This window comes from Acidobacteriota bacterium (assembly GCA_030949985.1).
In the GTDB taxonomy this organism is placed as follows: domain Bacteria; phylum Acidobacteriota; class Polarisedimenticolia; order J045; family J045; genus JALTMS01.
Genome location: JAUZRX010000006.1, coordinates 12,355 through 26,680, shown reverse-complemented (window position 1 = coordinate 26,680; position 14,326 = coordinate 12,355). Strand labels below are relative to the sequence as shown.

Genomic DNA, 14,326 nt, shown 5'->3' with positions numbered 1-14,326 from the left:
CTGAGGAGAACGGTGGGGATGACCTCGGAGGTCGAAAGACTCATGGCCGCCGTGCGGGATGTGCTGCCCCGTGGCCTCTGGTCCCGGGGAGTGGCGCTGCACAGGGAAGGTGCGGTTCTCCTTCAAGAACACCAGGAAGGGAGCTTCGTCTTTCGCATCGCACCGCGGGGCGGCCTGCTGGCCGAAGCGGTCTCTCTCTTCCCCGGGGACGAGGACTGGGAATGCACCTGCCCTTCCCGGCAGGAGGCCTGCGAACACGTGGCCGCCGCCGTCATCGCCCTGCACCGGGAAGGCGACTCCCCAGGGCCGGAAACCGGCGGGCCGCTCCCCCTCGGCTACCGCCTGCTCTCGAGGCCAGGCGGCTCGATACACGTCGAAAGGGTCGCCGTGGGACCCGATGGCGAAGAGCCGCTGCGCGCGCCGATCGCGGCTCTCGCCCGGGGCCGGGCGGAGGGCCCCCGCATCGCGGCGACCCCGGTCGACCTGGAAATCGAACGTTGCCTGGCCACCCCGGCGGGAAGCGAGAAGACCCTGCTGCCCTGGGAACGCCTGCTTCCACTGCTCGAGCGCTGCCGGGATCTGCGCCTCGACGGCCGGCCCATCGCGGCCGACAAGACGGCATTGATGCCGATCGTGGTGGTGGAAGACCATGACTCGGGAGGCTTCGTCCTCCGCCTGCGGCCGGCGCGGGTGGAGCGGGATCTGGGCCGCGGACTGGTGGTCGCCGGGGGCAAGCTCCGGCTGCGGGGCGAGCCGGGGCTGACACGCCGGGAAGTCGAAGAACTCGGTCGCGGCCGGATCCTTCCCCGGCACCGGGTGGGCGAGTTGGTGACCGAAATCCTGCCCGACCTGCGCCGCCGCCTGCAGGTGGAGGTCGTCACCCGGCGGCTGCCCGCCACCGCCTCCGTGCCTCCCCGGGTGGAGATCGAAACCCGGCGGGAAGGCAGCGTGCTGCGCCTGCGGCCCGAGATCGTCTACGGCGATCCCCCCACGGGAAAAATCGAGCAGGGCCGGCTGATCTACCTCGGGCGGGGTGAAGTGCCCCGGAGGGACCGGGAGCGGGAGGGGGTGCTGCGCGCCCGCCTCGGCCGGCTCGGCCTCAGGCCCGGCGAGGATCTGCGCGTCGAGGGCGAGCAGGCGGTGACCCTGGCCCGGCAACTCGCGCGACTGCCCTTCACCATCAAGGGAGAAGCCCTCGACCGCTTCTTCCTCGCCGCGCCCCTGGCCCCCCATCTGACCATCGACGGCACGCGCCTCGACGTGGACTTCCGGTGTACGGAAGACGTGCCGGGAGCCCCTCGAGGGAGCCGTGCCTCGGCCGAAGATGTGCTGGGAGCCTGGCGCCGGGGGGAGTCGCTGGTTCCCCTGAGGGAAGGCGGCTGGTCCCCCCTGCCCGCGGCCTGGCTCGCGCGCCACGGCGAGACTCTCGCCGACCTGATGGCGGCCCGGGACGCCGACGGTCGTCTGCCCGCTGCCTGCGCCGGCACCCTGGCCCGCCTGGCGCGCCAGGCCGATGACGACGATGCCGCCGTGGAACTGCGTTCGCCGGTGGTGGACCGGCTGGCCGCCCCAACCGACGCGCCGCCGGAATCCCTGCCGGAGGACCTGGAAGCCACCCTGCGGGCATACCAGCTCGAAGGTGTGCGCTGGCTCCAGCGGCTGCGTCGGGCGGGGGTGGGCGGCCTGCTGGCCGACGACATGGGCCTGGGCAAGACCCTCCAGGCCCTCTGCGTGGTGGAGGCCCCGGCCCTGGTGGTCTGCCCGACCAGTCTGCTGCACAACTGGTCCCACGAAACTGCGCGTTTCCGGCCGGCGCTGCGGGTGAACGTCTACCACGGCCCCCGACGCAAGCTCGACCCGGACGCCGACCTGACCCTCACCTCCTACGCCGTCGCCCGCCTGGACACCGACACGCTGGCCCGGGTGGAGTGGAAGACACTGATCCTCGACGAGGCCCAGGCGATCAAGAATCCCGAAAGCCAGGCCGCCCGCGCGGTCTGCTCGCTCAGCGCCGAATTCCGGCTCGCCCTGACCGGCACACCGGTGGAAAACCGCCTCGAGGAACTGTGGAGCCAGCTCCACTTCGCCAATCCCCGCATGCTCGGCTCGCGCCGGGATTTTCTCGAACGCTATGCCCGTCCCATCACCTCCGGCGACGAGCAGGTCGCCGAGCGGCTGCGCCGCCGGGTCCGCCCCTTCATCCTGCGCCGGGTCAAGGCCCAGGTGGCCCCCGAGCTGCCCACCCGCAGCGAAATCGAGCTCTATTGCACCCTGGGCGAAGAGGAGCGGGAACTCTACAGCGCCCTGGAACTGGCCACGCGCCGCGAAGTGGTCGCCCGCCTGCGCCGGGGAGGCAGCGTGATGGCCGCCCTCGAGGCCCTGCTGCGCCTGCGCCAGGCGGCCTGCCACCCGGCCCTCGTGCCGGGCTCCCGCGTTCGCCGTTCGGCCAAGGTCGAGCTTTTGATCGGCCGCCTGGCCGTCGCCGCCGAGGACGGGCACCGCAGCCTGGTCTTCTCCCAGTGGACCGGCCTGCTCGACCTGGTCGAAGCGCCACTCCGGCAGGCCGGCCTCGACTTCGTGCGTCTCGACGGCTCGACCCGGGACCGGGCGGCGGTGGTCGCCGCTTTCCAGCACGAGCAGGGGCCGCCGGTGATGCTGGTCTCCCTCAAGGCCGGAGGGACCGGCCTCAACCTCACCGCCGCCGACCATGTGTTCCTGCTCGATCCCTGGTGGAATCCTGCGGTGGAAGACCAGGCCGCGGATCGCACCCACCGCATCGGCCAGCAGCGGCCGGTGCTGATCCACCGGCTGATCGCCGAGGACACGGTGGAAGAGCGGATCCTCGCCCTCCAGCGAGCCAAGCGGCGACTGGCCGACGCGATCCTCGACGGCACCGGTTCGACCGCCGGCCTGAGCCGGGACGACCTGCTGGCCCTGCTCGACTAGCGACCGGGGTCTTCCCGGCCGCCCGATCACCGCGAAAGTACCGGGACGGAGGTATCACGGGGCGGCGACCTCGCTCTACTGGTCCGCGAGCTGCCGATGCGAATCCTCTTCTACAGCCACGACTCGTATGGCATGGGCCATATCCGGCGCACGGTGAACGTGGCCGGACGACTGCTGCGCGAGTTTCCCCAGGTCTCGGGACTGGTGCTCACCGGTGCGCCGCGGGCCCACTACTTCACCTATCCGCCGGGCTGCGACTACATCAAGCTCCCGTCGGTGACCAAGAACGACCGTGGAGACTACGTCTCCCTCGACCTGGAGCTGAGCCTGGACGACACCGTCTCCCTGCGCCGGGGGGTGATCAGCTCGGTGGCCCGATCCTTCGTTCCCGACCTGGTGCTGGTGGACCACACGCCGAGGGGGCTGTGCGGGGAGGTGCTCCCGCTGCTCCAGCCGCAGCGCACGGGAAACCGGCAACCGATCCGGGTACTCGGCCTGCGGGACGTGATCGACGATCCCGGGCGGGTGCGGAAGAGCTGGCAGGCGACGGGCGTGGTCGAAGTGCTGCGCTCGGCCTACGACCGGATCCTGGTCTACGGCCAGCAGGACATCTTCGACGTGGCACAGGAATACGAGCTGCCCCCCGAGGTGGAGCGCAAGATCGTCTACACCGGCTTCGTCACCACCCCGCTGGAGACGGCTCCCGACAAGGGAGAGGCCCTGCTGGCGACCCACGCCCCGCGCACCGGGCGCCTGGTGACAGTGACCGCGGGCGGCGGCGGCGACGGACTGCCGCTGATGCGCAGCATGCTCAGGGCCTACCGCGCCCTGGGCCCGCAACCCCCGTTCGAATTGCTCCTGGTCAGCGGCCCCCTGCTCAGCCCGCGCAAGCGGAAACGCCTGGCCGAACAGGTCCGCAACCTCGAGGGCGTGAGCCTCCTGGAGTTCTCGCCGGATCTGCCCCGGCTCTACGCCATCTCCGCCCTGGCCGTCACCATGGGCGGGTACAACACGGTCTGCGAGCTGGCCGCCGTCGGTGCCCGCGCCCTGATCGCCCCCCGCATCCACCCCCGTCTCGAACAGCAGGTCAGGGCCGACCGCCTCGCGCGCCGGGGCGTCGTCGATGTTCTGCCCCCGGGAATCGACGATCCCTCCCGGCTGGCGAGGATCCTGCTCGAGGCCCTCGACCGCCCCCGCCCTCCCCGGAACTGGCAGCTGGACCTCCAGGGCCTCGATCGCATCGGCCCCTACCTCGCCGGCCTGCTGCGAACCCGCCGCCCCACGGCGGCCTGGGACGACCAAGGAGCCGCCCTGTGATCGGCTACGTGCTCAAGATGTACCCCCGTTTTTCGGAGACCTTCATCCTCGCGGAAATCCTCGAGATGGAGGCTGCGGACCGCGAGATTACCGTCATTTCCCTCAAAAAACCCAACGACGGCCGCTTCCATGAGGACCTGGCCCGGGTGCGGGCGGAAGTCCGCTACCTACCCGAGCGGGCCACCGGGCATCCCTGGCGTTTTCTCTCCTCCCACGGTCGGGCCTTCCGGCGCTCCCCCCTGCGCTACCTCTCCGCCCTGGGCCGTGCCCTGCGCTGGCTGCCTGCCTCATGGAAGGGTTTTCTGCGGGCTCCGCTGATCGCCGAGCAGGCTGCGGCCGCGGGCTGCGAGCGCCTGCACGCCCATTTCGCCAGCCTGCCGGCGATCAGCACGCTCTTCGCCGCCCACCTGATGGGAGTGCCCTTCACCTTCACCGCCCACGCCAAGGACATCTATCACCGCTCCCGTTCCCGGCGCATGATCGCCGCCCTGCTGCGCCACGCGGAAAGAACGATCACCGTCACCGATTACAACCGGCAGGTGCTCGAGAAGCTGGGTGACGGGCAGGCCGCCCCGATCACGCGGATCTACAACCACGTGGACACCCGGCGCTTCGCGCCCTCGACCCCGGCCGCCACGCCGGTCATCCTCGCGGTGGGCCGGCTGGTGGAGAAGAAGGGCTTTGAACACCTGGTCGAGGCCTGCGCCCTGCTGCGCCGGCGCGGTATCGAATTCCACTGCCGCATCATCGGCAAGGGGCCGCTGGCCGGCGCCCTGCGTGAGCAGATCGAGCGTCTCGACGTGGCCGACCGGGTCAGCCTCGAAGGCCCCCGCTCCCGCGCCCAGCTCCAGGATCTGCTGCCCCGGGCCTGGGTCCTCGCCGCCCCCTGCGTGATCGGCGCCGACCGCAACCGGGACGGACTCCCCACGGTGATCCTCGAGGCCATGGCCTGCGGCGTGGCCGTCGTCTCCACCCCGGTGACCGGCATCCCGGAAGCCGTTCAGGACGGGCAGACGGGACTGCTGGTTCCCGAAGGCGACCCCGGGGCCCTGGCCGACGCCATCTGGCGCCTGCTGGCCGACGCCCCGCTCCGCCGGCGCCTGGGACGGGCGGCCCGGGAGCGCGTGATCGAACACTTCGACACCCGCAAGAACGTCCGCCAACTGGCCCGCCTGCTCGGCGAGTCCCAGGACCCGCCCCCTCCCCTCTCCCCCGGCCGATTGAAGGAAAGCGAGGCCCTGCGATGAAGCTGCTCTACGTCTGTGCCGATCCGGGCATCGCCCTCGACGGCTTCAAGGGAGCCAGTGTCCACGTGCGGCAGACGATCGGCGCCCTGGCCGATGCAGGCCTCGAAATCAGCGTGGTCGCGGCCCGGCCGGGCCAGTGGCACGACCCCCGCTGCGAGTCGCTGGCCGTGGAACCGCGGCAGAAGACCGCGCTCCACCCCACCGCCATGGAAACCGAGCAGGCGGCCCTGGCGCGGGTGCCCCAGATGGTGCGCGCAGCCGTGGAGGGAGCCGAAGCCGGTGGTTACGACGCGGTCTACGAGCGCTACTCCCTGTGGTCCACCGTCGGGCTGGCGGTGGCCGAACGGATGGACATCCCGCTGGTACTGGAGATCAACGCGCCCCTGGTGGACGAGGCCCGACGCTACCGCGGACTGCGCCTGGGCTCGCTGGCGGCGGCCATCGAAGAGACCAACATCGCCGGAGCCGAGCGGGTGTTCTGCGTGTCCTCGACCCTGTGTCGCCACGCGGCGCGCCTGTCCAGCCGACCCGAGAAGATCGAACTCTTCCCCAACGTGGTCGATCTCGACGCCTTCAGCCCCGCCACCGAGGACCCGGCCGGAGACGCTCCTCTGATCGTCTTCCTCGGCAGCCTCAAACCCTGGCATGGCGTACTCGATCTGCTCGAGGCCTTCCACCGTCTTTCCCGGCGCCTGGCCGGTCCCCGACTGCGCTTCATCGGCGATGGCCCGCTGCGCTCGCGCCTCGAGGAAGAAATCGCGGCCCGCGACCTGGGCGCCCGGGTGGAGGTCACCGGGGGGGTGGCCCACGACGAGATCCCCGCGCTGCTGGCCGAGGCCCAGATCGGTGTCGCCCCCTACCCGAAGCTCGACAATTTCTACTTTTCGCCGATCAAGCTGGTGGAGTACGCCGCCGCCGGCCTGGCCATCGTCGCCACCGAGACCGGTGACTACAGGCGTCACCTGCACGCCGACGAGCATCTGCTCGAGGTCCCCCCGGGTGCCACCGCCCAGCTCGCCGCGGCCCTCGAACACCTGGCCACCAACCCCGCCCTCCGGCGGCGCCTGGCCCGCAACGCCCGGGAGGCGGCCGAGCGGCACCTGAGCCTGGACAGCGCCCGGGAGCGACTGGTGGCCGCCCTGCACACCCTGATCGCCCGGCGGGGCCCCCTGCGCGAGGAACTGGCCGGATGAAGATCGCCTACATCGTCAAGGAGTTTCCCCGCCTGTCGGAGACCTTCATCCTCACCGAACTGCTGCAGCTCGAGGCCCTGGGACACGAGGTGGTCGTCTTCAGTCGCCACGAAGGATCGGCCGAGGTGCCCCACGAGGGCCTGTCCCGACTCCGCGCGGAAGTGGTCCAGCTTCAGCCGCTGCTGCGGGATCGCCTCTGGGAGTCGTTCGAAAGTCACCTGGCGGCCTCGCGCAAACTGGGAGAGAGCTACGACCGGATGATGGAGCAGGCCATCTCCCTGCGCTCGCGGAACGAGATGCGCTACTGGATCGTGGCCGCGGCCCTGGCCCGGCAGCTGCGTGACCGCCGGGTCGACCTGATCCACGGGCACTTCGCCACCGGCAGCGCCTCGATGGCCCGCTACGCGGCGGGACTGGCCGCGCTGCCCTACACCTTCACGGCCCACGCCAAGGACATCTACGCCGAGACGGTTTCCATCCCCCGCTTGCGGAACCTGTGCCTGCAGGCCGCCGCGGTGGTCACGGTCAGCGACGCCAACGTGGCCTACCTCCAGCAGATCGCCCCCGGCGCCCACATCCGCCGGATCTACAACGGTGTCGATCTCCAGCGGCTGCCCGAACTTCCTCCACCGCCCCTTCCGCGATCACCGCGGATCCTCTTCGTCGGACGCTTCGTCGAGAAGAAGGGCCTGCCCGTCCTGCTCGATGCGGCGGCCGCGCTGAAAGCCGAAGGGCGGGAGTTGAGGTTGCGACTGGTGGGCGAGGGCCCCCTCGAGGAAGAACTGCGCCGCCGCGCCGCCGCGCTGGACCTGTTAGAGGTGGTGGAATTCGTCGGCCCGGCCTCCCAGGAAGAGGTGATCGGCCGCCATTTCCCCGAGTCCGCGGTCTTCGCCATGCCCGCCGTCATCGCCGCCGACGGCGATCGGGATGGGCTGCCCACCACCCTGCTCGAAGCCGCGGCGTGCGGCGTGCCCATGGTCTCCACCGCCGTCACCGGTATTCCCGAAATCCTGGGTCATGGAGAAGCCGGGCTGATCGTCGCCCCCGGTGACGCCGAGGCCCTGGCCGGGGCGCTGGGCCGGATCTTCGATCAGCCCGCCATCGCAGCCCGCCTCGCCACCGCCGCCCGTCGACGCGCCGAAGCGCTCTTCGACGCCCGGCGCAACGTGGCCCAACTCGCCGCCCTCTTCGAGCAGGCCGCCGGGAAACACTCCGGCGCCGGGAGCGCGTGATGCCGGCAACGGGCAACGGGCTTTCGGAGAAGCTCGTCCGCTTGGTGCGGATCTACCGGCGCTTCGCGCCCCTGCTCCGACAGCACCGTCTGCGCATCCTGGCCGCCGGGGTCGCCATGCTGGGGGTCATCGCGGCGGGACTCGCCGCCCCGTGGCCCCTGCAGGCGGTGATCGACGGCGTGCTGCTCAACCGCCGGGCCGATGGACTGGTGGGCCTGCTGCGAAGGGTTCTGCCGGACTCTCCGACGGCCATGCTGCTGACCTGTTCGGCGATGATCGTCGTCCTCGCCGCCCTGCGGGGAGCCCTGAGCTATGTCCAGATGATCCAGGCCAACACCGTCGGGCACAGAGTGGTTTCGAATCTGCGGGTCGACCTCTTCGCCCGCCTGCAACGCCTGTCGCTGACCTTCCATGCCCGCCAGCGCACCGGAGACCTGCTCGTCCGCCTGACCGGCGACGTGTCGATGCTGCGGGAAGTCCTGCTGCCGGCCCTGCTCGACCTGGCGTCCCGCCTGCTGATCGTTGTGGGCATGTTGACCCTGATGGCGCTGATGGATCCCCGGCTGACCCTGATCGCCGTGGCGTTGATTCCCCTGCTCGTCCTCGCCTCCTCCCGCTTCGGCCGCCGCATTCGCGCGGCCACCCGTTCCCAGCGCAAGAAAGAGGGCCGCCTCGCCGCCGTCGCCGGCGAGGCCCTCGGCGCGGTTCCGATGGTCCAGGCCTTCTCCGGTGAGAGCGCCATGGCCGACCGTTTCGCCACCCAGAACCGGCGCTCGCTGCGCGCCGGCCTGCGTACCCTGCGCCTGCAGGAGTCCCTCTCCCGTATCGTCGAGGTCAGCCTGGCCCTGGGCTCGGCCTCCGTGCTCTTCGTCGGCGCCCGGCAGTGCCTGGCCGGCATGATGTCCCCGGGTGAGCTGATCGTCTTTCTCGCCTACCTCAAGGGACTCTACCGGCCGATCCAGGGCAGCGCGCGACTCGTCGCCCGCTTCAACAAGGCCATCGCCTGCGGCGAGCGCGTGCTCGAGGTGCTGGACTCCAGCGACGAGGTGGCCGACGCTCCGGGAGCCGTGGAAGCCCGGCACATCCGCGGTGAGATCGTCTTCGACTCGGTCACCTTCGGCTACGATCCCGATCGCCCCGTGCTGGAAGACGTCTCCTTCACCATTCCCGCGGGCAGCCGCTTCGGCATCGCCGGTCCGTCCGGCGAGGGCAAATCGACGATCCTCGCCCTCCTCTTGCGCCTCTACGAGCCCCAGCAGGGGCGCATTCTGATCGACGGAAAGGACATCCGGGACTACACCGTGGAGTCCTACCGGCGGCAGATCGCGATCGTACTCCAAGAGCCCTTTCTCTTCGGCATCTCGGCCCGGGAGAACATCCTCTTCGGCCGTCCCGAGGCGAGCGACGAGGAGGTCAGGGAGGCCGCCCGGCAGGCCGGCGCCGACGCCTTTCTCTCGCGCCTGCCCGAGGGTTACGACTCGCTGCTCGACGAACGGGGTGGATCCCTCTCCCGCGGACAAGCCCAACGGGTCGCCATTGCCCGGGCCGTGCTGCGCCGAGCGCCGATCCTGGTTCTCGACGAAGCCATGACCGGCCTTGACGCCCAGAGCGAGAAGATGATCCTCGCCACCCTGCGCCGGCTCAGCCGTGGCCACACGAGCGTCTGGATCGCCCACCGCCTCGACCACATCCTCGGATGCGACCGCATCATCGTTCTCAGGAACGGCAAGGTCGTCCAGCAGGGCCGACCCCGGGACCTGCTCTTCGAAGACGGTGCGATGAAGCACCTGTTCCGCGAGACGGGCTGATGGCGATGGCACACCCCGTGATCGACGACCCGACTCTCAAGGGTCTGAAAGTGGCTCTCGATCCGGAGCAGGTCGCCACGCTGCTCGAGTCCCTGTTCGGCAAGCCGTGCACGGTGGACAGCATCGAAGTGATCAAGCACAAGCCGGGCAAGCGCTGTGCGCTGGCCTACAGGGTCGAGGCTCCCGGCGGCGTCCAGCGCCTCTTCGCCAAGACTTTCCGTACCGAGCGCGGCGCGCGCATCTACGGGACCATGTCCCGCCTGGCGCAGGCCACCCGCGGACCGGAATTGATCGTTCCCCGTCCACTGGCCTACTTTCCCAAGCCCAAGCTCCTGTTCACCGAATTCCTCGAAGGCTGTCCCCTGGGAACGCCCCTCTACGCCGGGCTGGGCTCCGAGCCCGCCGCCCGGGCGGCCCGGGCGCTGGCCCGTTTCCACGCCACCGGGGTGAGCTTCGTTCGCTCCTGGAGCCTGGCACAGGAAATCGACAACACCGCCGCCTGGCTCAGCCACCTCCCCGAAAAAGCCTCTCTCGACGCCGAGGCGCTCGTCACGGCCCTGCGGCGCCTGCAGCGAGTCGCGACACGATTGGCGCCGGGCCCCGCGGGACCGGTACACCGGGACTTCTACCTCGAGCAACTCTGGGACATGGACGGGACCACCGCTCTGCTCGACCTGGACGACGCGCGGGAAGGCGACCGGGCCCTGGACGTGGGAAACTTTCTCGCCCACCTGACCCTGCGCGGGCTGCAATTCCCTGCCAGCGCCCGCGTGTGCGAAGAAGCACGCCCGCTGTTCCTCGAGACCTACCTCGAACAGGTGCCGGACGCCCGCGACGATCTCCCCCGCCGCGTCCTCTTCTACGAAACCACCACTCTCTTCCGCCTCTGCGGCGTCTACGCCGGCAGGGCACGGTGGGCCCGGCGGCTTCCCCCCGTGCTTTTCGACACCGCCACCACGAGCCTTTCCCGGTTGGAGGAGTCATGAACCATCGCACCCTGACCATCCTTTGCATGCTCGGCGCACTGCTCCCCGCGGCCGCCACCGCGGCCACCATCAGTGGTCGAGTCACCAACGAACGCGGCGAGGGCCTGGCGGGAGTCGACCTCGACTTCATCGTCGTCTCCACCGGAGCGGAGGAAAAACCCAGCGGTGACACCACCGATGCGCTGGGCTACTACACCACCATCCTCCCCGACGAGGTCTACGACGTCTATTACTCCCCCGTCCCGGGTACCCCCTACGCCGGCCACGTGGAACGCAACGTGAACCTGAACCTGCCCCAGACGGTGGACGTGGTGCTCGCCGACGCCTACTTCGTACGGGGCAAGGTACTCCGGGCGGATACGGGAGGCCCCGCCGTCAACGTCGACCTCGACTTCGAAAACGTGATCACGGGCGAAAAGATCTTCACGCCGGCGGACAACACGGATCTTCTCGGTGAATACTCCGTGCCGGTACCCGTCGGCATCTACGTCATCAGCTACGAGGGCCCCGCTCCCGACCTGGTCACCGATCCGCCCCAGCTGGCCCCCGCCCTTGCCGAAGGCGAGATCAGCGTCACCGGCGACGGAGAGCTGACACTGCCGACGATAACCCTCGAACCGGGTTATGAAGTCAGCGGAAGCGTGCTTGACTTCAAGGGAGACGCGGTGAACAACGCCGACCTGGACTTCATCGAACAGGCCGGCGGCACGACCATCTTCACCAAGGGAGACAACACCAACGCCCAGGGGCGATTCAAGACCATCGTCCCCTCGGGAACCTACCGCATCAAGATCAAACCGGCCGCCCTCGATCCCTCTCCGGCCTCGATGGTGGAGAACGTCGTGGTGGCCGGTGCGCCGGTGGACATCGGTACCGTGACCCTGCCCGAGGGCTTCGGGGTGACGGGCTTTGCGCGCACACCGACCGGCGAGGGCCTGTGGGGCGTGCGCCTCGAGGTGAGTGACGCGACGCTGGGAGACCCCGTGCCGGTCAACCGCAACGGTACGGCGGCCGATGGGAGCCACCACATCCGCCTCGCCTCGGGCTCCTACGACATTCGCTTTCAACCTCGCCGGGATCCGCTCTACGACGAAACCCTCCGACCCAACGTGCTTGTGCTGGCCGACACCGACCTGGGCGACACCGTACTGCCCGCCCATGACCAGGACGGTGACGCGGTGGCCGACATCGACGACAACTGTCCCTTCGTCGCCAACCCCGGCCAGGCGGATGGAGACGGCGACGGCCGGGGTGACGCCTGCGACCTCTGCCCGGCGGCGACCGACCCCGCTCAGCGGGACAACGACGGCGATGGCCGGGGTGACGCCTGCGACGACGACGACGACAACGACGGGATCGGCGACGCCGCCGACAACGACCGTGACGGCGACGGCCGGGCCAACACCGTGGACAACTGTCCGTCGAACGCCAACCCGGACCAGAGGGACCGGGACCTCGACGGGATCGGCGATGCCTGCGACGACGACGACGGCCTGGTGGGCGGCCTGCGGCCGGAAGGCGGTGAACTGGCCTGGTCGCCGGAAACCGGCGCCCTGTCCTACAACGTCTACCGGGTGGCGGCCAGCGACATCTCGAGCCTGAACTACGGCACCTGCCGCGCACGCCGGGTCACCGCGCCGCTCTACCGGGAGATCACCCCCGTGCCCGCCGGGCAGGCCTTCTGCTACGTCGTCACGGTGATGACCGCCGGCGGCGAGGGTTCGATGGGCCAGGCATCTTCCGGCGCAGAGCGGAGCAATCTGCGCACCTGCCCATGAAGCGCCCGGCGGCCCTGGGCCGGGGGATCCTCCTCGCCGCGCTGGCCGGAGGCCTTCTACCGACGACCCCCGGTGTCGAACGTCCGCGCCTCGAGCCCGGCCTGCGCGTCGAGGTCAAGGGCACCTTCCTGCCCGACGGCTCCCTGCTGGCCGACGAGGTGGAACGCCGCGACGAACAGGACCGCGACGAAGAGCTGCGGGGCAACATCAGCGCCATCGATCCCGACCGGAGGACCCTCCGCCTGCTCGGCTTCGAGGTCCTTGTCCCGGACACGGTTCCAGTCGTCGACGATCGCCGGGGACCGGCCCGCCTGGAGGACCTGCGTCCGGGCCTGCGGGTCAAGGTCGACGGGATGCGGGACGAGCGGGGCCGTTTCGTCGCCCGCAAGATCCGCATCCGGGAAAACCAGTACCGAGAGACCAAGCTGGTCGGTCAGATCGAGAGCTTCGAGGCCGCCGGCGGCGGGATGGCCACCCTGCGGCTGGTCGGCGTCCTGGTGCGGCTGGGCGACGGCACGGACTACGCCGGCTTCGGTGAGGCCGGCAAGAGCCCGGTGCGACGACGGCTGGGGGTGCTCGATGACGATGACGTCCAGATCAGCGGCCGGCTCCGACTCGGACGGCGTATCGCCTTCGGCGGCGAGTTCCGCCTGCGCAGCGAAACCCTCGAGCGGATGGACCTGGGGGTCGACGACACCCCGCGGCAGTTGATCCCGGAGGTCACGGGCATCTTCGGCATGACCGTCGACATGGGGCGCTGGTTTTCCTACATCGAGATGGAAGGCGCCCGCGAATACCTGATCGAGGGCCCCTTTCTCGGCACCGATCATCGGGATCGCACGCGACTGGAGTTGGGCGAGGCCTACGTGGAGTACCAGGCCCTGGCCTCCCGCAGCCTGTCGGTGGCCATCGGGCGACAGAAGTTCAACGAGACGCGGGAGTGGTACTTCAACAACAAGCATGTCGACGCGCTGCGGGTGGCCTACAACCGCCGGCACTGGGGCGTCGAGGCCTCGATCAGCCGCAACGTGTTCAACGACGTGGCCTACGAGGACGAACGTTCGAAGACCAACCTGATCGTGCAGGCCCACCTCGAGCCCTTCGAGGACTGGCGCGTGGAGGGTTTCTTCGTCGAACGCCGGGACCGGCGGGAAAAGCCCGACTCTCCCCGCCTGTTGGGCCTGCGCCTGCTCGGCGAGCCGGGGCGCCACCTGGAACTCTGGCTCGATGCCGCCGTGGAACGAGGCGAACGCAACGCCCGCGTCGACCACGGAGAGCGCTCCCTGCGGCCGATCCGGGCCCGGGCCTTCGACATCGGCGTCAGCCTCCGCAGCCGCTGGAAGATGGATCCCACGCTGACGGTGGGCCTGGCCTCGGCCACCGGCGACGATCCCTCCACCGCCGACGTGGACGAGTCGTTTCGCCAGAGCGGTCTGCACCGCAACCGCGGACACTGGCGGGGGGTCGTCTCGTTCCGCTACTACGGCGAGGCTCTCGACCCGGACTTGCAGAACCTGAGCATTTCCACCCTGGCCCTCGGCCTGCGGCCGGCGACGGGTTTGAGCGTCGATCTGGTCTACCATGGCTATCGCCAGGATCAGCCCGCCCGGGTCGACTTCAACACCGACCTGGACACCCGCCCCCGGGGCCTCCACGGCCGCATCGGCCACGAATGGGACCTGGTCTTCGGCTACGAACCCACGCGCCGCTTCGAGGTGCGGGCCACGCTGGGGCGCTTCTTCCCCGGCCCCGCCTTCGAACCCGGCGTCCGGGCCGCGACCACCTTCCGCACCCAGTTCAAGATGCGCTTCTGAAGGCA

At 70.0% G+C, this 14,326-nt stretch carries 9 protein-coding genes; all 9 read left to right on the top strand.

Features of this window, described 5'->3' with window-relative positions:
- Window positions 1-18 precede the first annotated feature (18 nt).
- Window positions 19-2,946, top strand: a complete 2,928-nt coding sequence (locus Q9Q40_00980; GenBank protein MDQ7005785.1) for a DEAD/DEAH box helicase — start codon at window positions 19-21, stop codon at window positions 2,944-2,946.
- A 96-nt stretch (window positions 2,947-3,042) separates the two neighbouring features.
- Window positions 3,043-4,263 (top strand): hypothetical protein, encoded by a 1,221-nt coding sequence (locus Q9Q40_00975; GenBank protein ID MDQ7005784.1) that lies wholly within the window; start codon window positions 3,043-3,045, stop codon window positions 4,261-4,263.
- Complete coding sequence (locus tag Q9Q40_00970) at window positions 4,260-5,510, top strand: glycosyltransferase (protein ID MDQ7005783.1); 1,251 nt, start codon at window positions 4,260-4,262, stop codon at window positions 5,508-5,510. Before Q9Q40_00975 ends, Q9Q40_00970 begins: the two co-directional genes overlap by 4 nt.
- Window positions 5,507-6,703: a glycosyltransferase family 4 protein gene (locus Q9Q40_00965; protein ID MDQ7005782.1), complete on the top strand. Its 1,197-nt coding sequence runs from the start codon at window positions 5,507-5,509 to the stop codon at window positions 6,701-6,703. Before Q9Q40_00970 ends, Q9Q40_00965 begins: the two co-directional genes overlap by 4 nt.
- On the top strand, window positions 6,700-7,935 hold the full coding sequence (locus tag Q9Q40_00960; GenBank protein MDQ7005781.1) for a glycosyltransferase: 1,236 nt from the start codon (window positions 6,700-6,702) through the stop codon (window positions 7,933-7,935). The genes Q9Q40_00965 and Q9Q40_00960 overlap by 4 nt, the downstream gene beginning before the upstream one ends.
- The gene (locus Q9Q40_00955; protein ID MDQ7005780.1) at window positions 7,935-9,743 is read left to right on the top strand and encodes an ABC transporter ATP-binding protein; all 1,809 of its coding nucleotides are present in this window, start codon (window positions 7,935-7,937) and stop codon (window positions 9,741-9,743) included. The genes Q9Q40_00960 and Q9Q40_00955 overlap by 1 nt, the downstream gene beginning before the upstream one ends.
- The gene (locus tag Q9Q40_00950) at window positions 9,743-10,729 is read left to right on the top strand and encodes a phosphotransferase (protein MDQ7005779.1); all 987 of its coding nucleotides are present in this window, start codon (window positions 9,743-9,745) and stop codon (window positions 10,727-10,729) included. The genes Q9Q40_00955 and Q9Q40_00950 overlap by 1 nt, the downstream gene beginning before the upstream one ends.
- Complete coding sequence (locus Q9Q40_00945) at window positions 10,726-12,507, top strand: thrombospondin type 3 repeat-containing protein (GenBank protein MDQ7005778.1); 1,782 nt, start codon at window positions 10,726-10,728, stop codon at window positions 12,505-12,507. Before Q9Q40_00950 ends, Q9Q40_00945 begins: the two co-directional genes overlap by 4 nt.
- On the top strand, window positions 12,504-14,321 hold the full coding sequence (locus Q9Q40_00940) for an alginate export family protein (protein MDQ7005777.1): 1,818 nt from the start codon (window positions 12,504-12,506) through the stop codon (window positions 14,319-14,321). The genes Q9Q40_00945 and Q9Q40_00940 overlap by 4 nt, the downstream gene beginning before the upstream one ends.
- Window positions 14,322-14,326: the final 5 nt, after the last annotated feature.

Bases quoted from the DNA above. Each gene is read 5' to 3' on its own strand.
- Q9Q40_00980 (MDQ7005785.1), top strand. From the start codon at position 19: ATGACCTCGGAGGTCGAAAGACTCATGGCCGCCGTGCGGGATGTGCTG.
- Q9Q40_00945 (MDQ7005778.1), top strand. From the start codon at position 10,726: ATGAACCATCGCACCCTGACCATCCTTTGCATGCTCGGCGCACTGCTC.
- Q9Q40_00975 (MDQ7005784.1), top strand. From the start codon at position 3,043: ATGCGAATCCTCTTCTACAGCCACGACTCGTATGGCATGGGCCATATC.
- Q9Q40_00940 (MDQ7005777.1), top strand. From the start codon at position 12,504: ATGAAGCGCCCGGCGGCCCTGGGCCGGGGGATCCTCCTCGCCGCGCTG.
- Q9Q40_00955 (MDQ7005780.1), top strand. From the start codon at position 7,935: ATGCCGGCAACGGGCAACGGGCTTTCGGAGAAGCTCGTCCGCTTGGTG.
- Q9Q40_00965 (MDQ7005782.1), top strand. From the start codon at position 5,507: ATGAAGCTGCTCTACGTCTGTGCCGATCCGGGCATCGCCCTCGACGGC.
- Q9Q40_00950 (MDQ7005779.1), top strand. From the start codon at position 9,743: ATGGCGATGGCACACCCCGTGATCGACGACCCGACTCTCAAGGGTCTG.
- Q9Q40_00960 (MDQ7005781.1), top strand. From the start codon at position 6,700: ATGAAGATCGCCTACATCGTCAAGGAGTTTCCCCGCCTGTCGGAGACC.